Raw genomic sequence first — 8,071 nt, 5'->3', positions numbered from 1 at the left:
GGCGCGCCACGGGGCGTGGGACGGCCAGGGCCGGCGAGGTAGATCGCCATGGAGAATCCCTTTGTCCGGACCCTGCTGACGGGAGACTTCGGGGATCTCACGCTCCCTCTGCCTGAATCCGTCTGAACGGCACGCTGAGAAAGGCCGACACATGCCCCAGTACCTCACCCCCGGCGTCTACGTCGAAGAGATGCCCGTCGGCGCCAGGCCGATCGAAGGCGTCGGAACCTGCGTCGCCGCGTTCGTCGGAGCGCTCGACGACTCCGAAGCGCCGATGGGAATCCCGACCGTCGTCGACAACTGGACGCAGTACACGAACCTCTTCGCGAGCGAAGGACCCAGCTCTGCCCTCACGCTCGCCGTGCACGGGTTCTTCCTCAACGGCGGCCAGCGCTGCTACGTGCTGAACGTCGGCGAGGGCGGATCCCTGACGGGAACGCCCTCTCATCCGGGCCTGTCTGCGTTCGAGCACATCGACGAGATCACCATCGTCGCCGCGCCCGGATTCACGGATGCCGCGTCCTACGACGCGGTGCTCAGTCACTGCGAACGGATGAAGGACAGGGTCGCCGTGCTCGACGCGCCGGCGACCGTCGCCGACCTGAACGACCTGACGAAACCAGCGACCGCATCGTCGTCGTCTTTCCATTCGTCTGGTTCGCCGGCGTCGACCGGCGGCGAGTCCGAGGCCGAGAGCGACGCAGAGGCTGGGGGCGACTCGTCATCAGCGGCATCGAGTGCGTACTCCTCGCAACGCAGTTCGACCGGCGGAGCCGCGCCGCGGCACTCCGAGTGGGGCGCGGTCTACTTCCCATGGATCAAGGTCGTCGATCCGCTGACCAACCGGGTCGTCGATGCGCCGCCCTCCGGACACGTCGCCGGTGTCTGGGCGCGCACCTATGGCAACCGGGGCGTGCGCAAGGCCCCGGCGAACGAGACGTTACGCGGCGCGCTCGACATCACCCAGGCGCTCATGCCGAGTGAGCAGCGGCTGTTGAACTCGGCTGGGGTCGATACAATCCGCAGCGTCAAGGGGAGCATCTAGGTCTGGGGTGCTCGAACACTGGCGGGCAGCAGGGGAAATCGTGGGTGGGTCAGGCGGAGGGTGCGTCGGGGTCGAGCGCCTTGAGCGTCTCCTCCTCGGCCGGGTTGTCGGCGACCAGCTGCTCCTCGGTCGTCTTGTCGCCGCCGGTCGGGTTCTCGGCGTCCTCGGTGCCGGTCGGGTTCCGTGCGGGTTCGGTGCCGGTCGGCGTCTCGATGTCTTCGTTCGGGTCGACTCGTCGCTCATTCATGACGCCACGCTAGGTCGCTGCGGGCGACCTCGACAGGCCGTTGACGCCGGCCGCGGCGTCCGGTAGCACCCGGCGGTCAGCCCCGGCCCGCCACCAGTTCGGCGAACACCTCGGCGGCGTCGTCATGGCGCGCGAGCCCGGCGGACTGCCCCGCCCACAGCGACTGCAGGTCGCCGTACCCGCGGCGCAGCGCCTCGGTGCGCACCGGGCCGAGCAGCCAGCCTTGCGCCGGGAACGGCAGGATCGCCCCGGCAGCCTCGATCTGCCGGATGAGCCGATTCGGGATGCCGCGGGCCAGCCGTCCCGTGACCGCCCGGGTCAGCACGGTCGCGTCGTCGGCGAGTCCGTTCAGCCCCGCGCGGTGCGCGTCGCTCGCGCCCGACTGCCGGGTGCGCAGGAAGGCCGTGCCGACCTGCACGCCGGTGGCTCCGAGGGCGAGTGCGGCGGCTACTCCGCGCCGATCGGCGATGCCGCCGGCCGCGATCACCGGCACGTCGACGGCGTCGACCACCTGCGGGACGAGCGCGAATGCCCCGACGAGCGACTCCTCGGCGGGACGGAGGAACGAGATGCGGTGTCCGCCGGCCTCGAGCCCGCTCGCGGCGATGGCGTCGACTCCGGCAGCTGCCAGCAGGCGCGCCTCGGCGACAGTGGTCGCGGTGCCGATGATGCGGATGCCTCGGGCCCGCGCTGCGGCGAGGGCCGCGGCATCCGGAATCCCGAAGACGAAGCTGAGCACCGCCGGGCGGGCCTCGAGCGCCGCCTCGAGCTGCTCGTCGAAGTCGGGGAGGAACCGCTCGGGCGCGGCCGTGGGAAGGTCGAGCCCGAGCTCGGCGTAGAGCGGGGCGACCAGCTCGAGGGCGGGCCCGAGGTCGACGTCCTGCGGCTGTGCCTCATCGCCGATCGGCACCCACAGGTTGAGGGCGAACGGCCTCGCCGTGGCGGCATGCAGCTGCGCCGCGGTCTCGGCGATGCGCGCGGCGCTGTAGCCGTAGAGGCCGTACGAGCCGAGGCCGCCGGCCTCGCTCACCGCCGCGGTTAGCGAGACCGACGACATGCCGCCGAATGGGCCGAGGACGATCGGGTGCTCGAGTCCGAGAAGTGCCATCACCCCAGCATGCCGGTGCCGGTGGGCTGCTGTCTCGGTATGACAGCGCCGCCCGTCTACCGGCCAGAACGTTGGACCTGTCAGTCGAGCGGTGTCGGCACCGCGTTGGATTGCAGAGGCTGGATTTCAGCCGGGCGCCTCCCGCGGCCGAGCGAGATCGTAGCGACCAGACCGAGGGCGAGGAATCCGGCGGCCGCGAATGCGGCGTACTTGGTGCCGTCCGAGAGTGCCGCCTTCGCGTCCTCGGCGATCGCTTCCGTCTGGGGGGAGGCCTCCAGACCCGCGATGGCGCCCCCCGCCGAGTCGACGACGGCCGACACGACCTGGTCGCGCTGATCGGCGGGGATGCCGCGGTCGTCGAGCTTCGCGTCGAGCACCGTCGCCGTGCCGGCGAACAGGATCGTTCCGAGGACCGCGATCCCCAGCGCGGCGCCGAGCTGCCGGGAGGTCGACTGGGTACCCGATGCCTGTCCGCCTTCGGCCACCGGCACGTCTGCCAGTACGACTCCGGTGAGCTGGGCGGTCGCCAGGCCGACACCCAGCCCGTAGATGAAGAGGAACGGAAGCAGGAGAGCCCACGATGTGTCGGGCGCGATCACGAGGCCGATGGCCGCGACGCCGACGATCTCGGCCACCAGCCCGGCGCGGACGATCGTCACGGGTGCGAGCCGTCCGCTCAGCGCGCCGGCGAAGCCGCTCGCCACGAAGGAGCCGATCGCCAGTGCGAGGAGGATCAGCCCCGTCTGCAGGGCGCTGAGCCCGAGCACGAACTGCAGCCAGAGCGGCAGCGCGAGGATGATGCCGAACTCGCCCAGCGAGACGACGAGCGCGACGATGTTCCCGTTGCGGAAGGACGGCACGCGGAACAGATCGAACGCGATCAGCGTGGAACGACCGGCTCGGGTGCGCCGCATGCCCCACCATACGAACGCGGCCCCGCCGACGGCGGCGACCGCGAGCGCGATCGGGACGGGGGAGATCTCCCAGGTCCAGGTCCAGTCGCCGATGCTCGGCTGCGACTCGCTCCGCCACCAGCCGAGGCTGCGGCCTTCGATGAGCGCGAACACCAGGGTGGACATCGTCACGACCGAGAGCAGCGCGCCCACGACGTCGACGCGATCTCGGGTCTGACCGCGTGATTCTGCGACGGTCAGCAGCACCCCGACGATGATGATGATGCCGAGCGGGACGTTTATTCCGAACGCCCATCGCCACGAGAAGGCCGTCGTCAGCCAGCCGCCGAGGAGCGGGCCGACCGCGGCCATCCCGCCGATCGTCGATCCCCAGACCGCGAAGGCGATCGTGCGCTCGCGACCGCGGAACGTCGCGTTGAGCAGCGACAGGGTCGCCGGCAGGATCATCGCGCCCCCGACGCCCTGCACGAAGCGGGCGGCGATGAGCAGCTCGCCGGATGCCGCGAACGCCGCGGCCACCGACGCCGCGGCGAAGATGACGACGCCGACCAGGAGCATGCGGCGTCTGCCGAAGCGATCGGCAAGGCTGCCGAAGACGAGCAGCAGGGAGGCGAAGACCAGGGTGTACGCCTCCTGCACCCACTGCACCTGCGTCGATGTGATGCCGAGGTCGTCGACGATCGACGGGATTGCGACGTTGACGATCGTCGAGTCGACGATGATCAGCGAGACGGCGATGCTGATGAAGACCAGCCCCGCCCAGCGGCGGCGAGTGAAATCGATCATTTCGCTAGCTTATCTAGCGAAATGATCGATTGGGGTCATCAGCGAGCGCGCGGTGTGTACCGGCGCGGCGCGTGGGTGCGGGCAACGAGGTCGCGCAGCGCCTCGAGCGACCCGGTCACGAGCCCCGCGGCCCGCGCCTGCACGAGCAGATTGCCGAGGGCTGTCGCCTCGACGGGTCCGGCGAGCACGGGGAGCCCCGCCCGGTCCGCGGTGCGCTGGCAGAGGAGTTCGTTGAGGGCGCCCCCTCCGACGATGTGGATCGTCCGCACGTCGACCCGGCCGATGCGCCCCGCCTCGACGGCGGTCTCGGCGAAAGCCTGGGCGAGCGACTCGATGATGCTGCGGGCGTACTCCGCGCGCGTCCGAGGTGCCGCGATGTCATGCTCGGCGCACCACTCGTCGATCCGCGCCGACATGTCGCCCGGCGCCAGGAAGCGTGGATCGTTGATGTCGAACACGGGGACCGCGGTGTTGACCTCTTCAGCGGAATCGAGCAGGGTCGGCAGGTCGATCGGGTGGCCTTCGCGCTCCCAGGTGCGGACGGCCTCGCTCAGCACCCACAGCCCCATGACGTTGTGCAGCAGCCGCACCCGGCCGTCCACGCCGCCCTCGTTCGTGAAGTTCGCCGCGAGGGCCTCGGGTGTCAGGACGAGGTGGTCCACCTCGACGCCGACGAGCCCCCACGTGCCGCAGGAGATGTAGGCCGCGGCATCCGCTCGCATCGGCACGGCGACGACCGCAGAGGCGGTGTCGTGCGAGCCGACCGCGGTGACGGGGGTCGCTGCGCGTGCGCCGATCGCCGCTGCGATGTCGGGCAGCAGAGTTCCCACGCGCTCGCCGGGGGAGATGAGGGAGGGGAGGATGCCGCGAGGGRTGCCGAGGGCACGGATGAGCTCTTCGTCCCAGGTGCCATCGAGCACCCGGACGAGGCCCGTGGTGGAGGCGTTCGTCTGCTCCGCGCGCGCCTGGCCGGTGAGCCAGTAGGCGATCAGGTCGGGAATGAGCAGAGCGGTGTCGGCGAAGTCGAGGATCGAGGCGGGTTCGGCGGCGTACTGGTAGAGCGTGTTGAACGGGAGGAACTGCAGCCCGTTGCGCTCGAAGAGCTCGGCGTGCGGCATCCGTTCGTGCACCGCCACGACGCCGCGCTCGGTGCGCGCATCGCGGTAGTGGAACGGGTTGCCGAGCAGCCGCCCGTCGCGCAGCAGGCCGTAGTCGACCGCCCAGGAGTCCACGCCGATGCTGGCGATGCCGGGCTCGGCCCGGAACGCCTCGCGCAGCCCCTTGGTGGCGCCCGCATAGAGCGACAGGATGTCCCAGTGCAGGCCGTCCGGGGTCTGGACCGGGTTGTTCGGGAAGCGCGTGACCGTCGTCGCGTCGAGCGTGTCCGGGCCGACGTGCCCGACGATCACGCGGCCGCTGGTCGCGCCGAGGTCGACCGCCGCGACCGCGCCCGTGCTCATCGGAGGAAGGCGGCGGCGACGCCGGAGTCGACCGGGATATGCAGGCCGGTGGTGCGGCTCAGCTCGGGTCCGGTGAGGACGTAGACGGCGTCGGCGACGTTCTCCGGCACGACCTCGCGCTTGAGGATCGTGCGGTTGGCGTAGTACTGGCCGAGGTCCTCTTCCTTGACGCCATAGGTCGCGGCGCGGTTGGCGCCCCAGCCGGCGGCGAAGATGCCGGAGCCTCGGACGACGCCGTCGGGATTGATGCCGTTGACCCGCACGCCGTGCTCGCCGAGCTCGACGGCGAGGAGGCGCACCTGGTGGGCCTGGTCGGCCTTGGTCGCGGAGTAGGCGATGTTGTTGGGGCCGGCGAAGACGCTGTTCTTCGACGAGATGTAGATGACGTCGCCGCCGAGCTTCTGGTCGATGAGCACCCGTGCGGCGGCCTTCGACACCAGGAACGAGCCCTTGGCCATCACGTCGTGCTGCAGGTCCCAGTCCTTCTCGGTGGTCTCCAGCAGCGGCTTCGACAGCGACAGTCCGGCGTTGTTGACGACGAGGTCGACCCCGCCGAACGCGAGCACGGTGGCGTCGATCGCGGCCTGCACGCCGGCGGCGTCGGCGACGTTCGCGGCGACGCCGATCGCGACATCCGTCCCGCCCAGCTCGGCGGCCGCCGCCTGCGCCTTCTCGAGGTCGAGGTCGGCGACGACGACGCAGGCGCCCTCGGCGGCGAGGCGGGTGGCGATCGCCTTGCCGATTCCGGATGCCGCGCCTGTGACGAAGGCGATCCGGCCCTGGTGGGTCTTGGGCTTGGGCATCCGCTGCAGCTTGGCCTCTTCGAGGGCCCAGTACTCGATGTTGAACTTCTCGGCGTCGCTGATCGGCGCGTAGGTGGAGAGCGCCTCGGCGCCGCGCATGACGTTGATCGCGTTGACGTAGAACTCGCCGGCAACTCGGGCGGTCTGCTTGTTGGCGCCGTAGGAGAACATCCCGACACCGGGGACGAGCACGATCAGCGGGTCGGCGCCGCGGATCGCGGGGCTGTCGGAGGTCGCGTGCGCGTCGTAGTACGCCTGGTAGTCGGCGCGGTACTCCTCGTGCAGCTCCTTCAGGCGGGCGAGCTGCTCTTCGACCGTGGCCGTCGCGGGCAGGTCGAGCAGCATCGGCTTGACCTTGGTGCGCAGGAAGTGGTCGGGGCAGCTCGTGCCGAGCGCGGCGAGACGCGGGTGCTCGGCGCTCGCGAGGAAGTCGAGCACGACATCCGAATCGGTGAAGTGCCCGACCATGGGCTTGTCGTGCGACGCGATGCCGCGGATCGTCGGCGCGAGGGCGGCGGCGCGGGCGCGGCGCTCTTCGTCCGGCAGGGCCTCGTAGCCTCCGAGAGTGGCACCGAACGGCGCGCTGCGACCGTGCTCGGCGATGTACGCGGCGGCGGTGTCGATGATCCACAGCGAGTTCGCCTCGGCCTCGGCCGAGGTGTCGCCCCACGCGGTGATGCCGTGACCGCCGAGGATGCAGCCGATCGCCTGCGGGTTCGCCGCCTTGATCTCGGCGATGTCGAGGCCGAGCTGGAAGCCGGGGCGACGCCACGGCACCCAGACGACCTTCGCGCCGAACGCGGCCGCGGTGAGCGCCTCGCCGTCGGCGGCGGTCGCGATCGCGATGCCCGAGTCCGGGTGCAGGTGGTCGACGTGCGGCGCATCCACGAGGCCGTGCATCGCCGTGTCGATCGACGGGGCGGCGCCTCCCTTGCCGTGCAGGCAGTAGTCGAACGCGGCGACCATCTCGTCTTCGCGCTCCACGCCGGGGTAGACGTTCACGAGCGCGCGCATGCGGTCGAGCCGCAGCACCGCGAGCCCTGATTCCTTCAGCGTGCCCAGGTCGCCGCCGGAGCCCTTGACCCACAGCAGTTCGACCGGCTCGCCCGTGACCGGGTCGGTCTCGGTGCCCTTGGCGGACGTGTTGCCGCCGGCGTAGTTGGTGTTCTTCGGGTCGGCGCCGAGGCGGTTGCTGCGCGCGATCAGTTCGGCAGCGGTGGGGTTCGTCATGGGGAGATCCTTCTCAGGGTGGTGGGAGGGCCGGCCGGTCAGGCCGGGCCGGGGGCGGCCGCGAGGCGGTCAATCGTGGCGGGGGAGAGCTCGAGGATGCGGGCGGCGAATCGGTCGAGGGATGCCGCGGCCGCAGCCTGATCGGGATTGTTGAGGTGGCCGTGGCGGGTGCCCGGCTCGGTCGAGACGTCGACCTCGGTGCCGGCCGCGAGGAGCGCCGCCGCGAACGCCTCGCCGGAGACGCGCAGCTCGTCGACCTCGCCGTTGATCATGATCGTCGGCGGGAAGCCGGTCAGGTCGGCCGTCGTCGCAGTGCCGGGCACGGCGAAGATCTCGGCGCCCTCGGCCGGGCCGCCGAGGTAGTTCTCGTACATGCCGAGCACGGCGGCCGGGCCGAAGCCGTCGGCGTCCGGGTTGGCGTCGAGTGCCGCGCGGAGGGCGGCATCCGGTGTGCCCTGCACGGCGTGGAGGGTCGGGT

General features: G+C 71.0%; 7 protein-coding genes. 1 reads left to right on the top strand and 6 read right to left on the bottom strand.

The window, feature by feature from the left end; all coding sequences use genetic code 11:
- The first annotated feature begins 151 nt into the window (after window positions 1-151).
- On the top strand, window positions 152-1,045 hold the full coding sequence (locus AC1DVT_RS15745; RefSeq protein WP_477389942.1) for a phage tail sheath subtilisin-like domain-containing protein: 894 nt from the start codon (window positions 152-154) through the stop codon (window positions 1,043-1,045).
- Between the two features lie 49 nt (window positions 1,046-1,094).
- Here AC1DVT_RS15745 and AC1DVT_RS15740 read toward each other — a convergent pair whose 3' ends face one another.
- The 6 genes from AC1DVT_RS15740 to AC1DVT_RS15715 all read right to left on the bottom strand — a co-directional run.
- Entirely contained in the window at window positions 1,095-1,292 is a 198-nt protein-coding gene (locus AC1DVT_RS15740; RefSeq protein WP_457100937.1) for a hypothetical protein, read from the bottom strand.
- A 76-nt stretch (window positions 1,293-1,368) separates the two neighbouring features.
- Window positions 1,369-2,400, bottom strand: a complete 1,032-nt coding sequence (locus AC1DVT_RS15735) for an NAD(P)H-dependent flavin oxidoreductase (protein ID WP_477389941.1) — start codon at window positions 2,398-2,400, stop codon at window positions 1,369-1,371.
- Window positions 2,401-2,480: 80 nt separating this feature from the next.
- Window positions 2,481-4,100 carry an MFS transporter gene (locus AC1DVT_RS15730; RefSeq protein ID WP_477389940.1) on the bottom strand — a complete coding sequence of 540 codons (1,620 nt, stop codon included), beginning with the start codon at window positions 4,098-4,100 and terminating at the stop codon, window positions 2,481-2,483.
- 38 nt (window positions 4,101-4,138) lie between these two features.
- A complete protein-coding gene (locus AC1DVT_RS15725; protein WP_477389939.1) occupies window positions 4,139-5,560 on the bottom strand; it encodes a rhamnulokinase in 1,422 nt (473 codons plus the stop codon).
- Window positions 5,557-7,593, bottom strand: a complete 2,037-nt coding sequence (locus tag AC1DVT_RS15720) for a bifunctional aldolase/short-chain dehydrogenase (RefSeq protein ID WP_477389938.1) — start codon at window positions 7,591-7,593, stop codon at window positions 5,557-5,559. The genes AC1DVT_RS15725 and AC1DVT_RS15720 overlap by 4 nt, the downstream gene beginning before the upstream one ends.
- 38 nt (window positions 7,594-7,631) lie before the next feature.
- A partial coding sequence (locus AC1DVT_RS15715; protein WP_477389937.1) for an alpha/beta hydrolase fold domain-containing protein occupies window positions 7,632-8,071 on the bottom strand: 440 nt, incomplete at its 5' end.

The organism is Microbacterium sp. P2_F9, from assembly GCF_056403635.1.
This window is presented reverse-complemented; position numbering and strand designations above follow the sequence as displayed.

Coding starts and splice junctions, on each gene's coding strand:
- AC1DVT_RS15740 (WP_457100937.1), bottom strand. CDS start 1,292: ATGAATGAGCGACGAGTCGACCCGAACGAAGACATCGAGACGCCGACC.
- AC1DVT_RS15720 (WP_477389938.1), bottom strand. CDS start 7,593: ATGACGAACCCCACCGCTGCCGAACTGATCGCGCGCAGCAACCGCCTC.
- AC1DVT_RS15735 (WP_477389941.1), bottom strand. CDS start 2,400: ATGGCACTTCTCGGACTCGAGCACCCGATCGTCCTCGGCCCATTCGGC.
- AC1DVT_RS15730 (WP_477389940.1), bottom strand. CDS start 4,100: ATGATCGATTTCACTCGCCGCCGCTGGGCGGGGCTGGTCTTCATCAGC.
- AC1DVT_RS15745 (WP_477389942.1), top strand. CDS start 152: ATGCCCCAGTACCTCACCCCCGGCGTCTACGTCGAAGAGATGCCCGTC.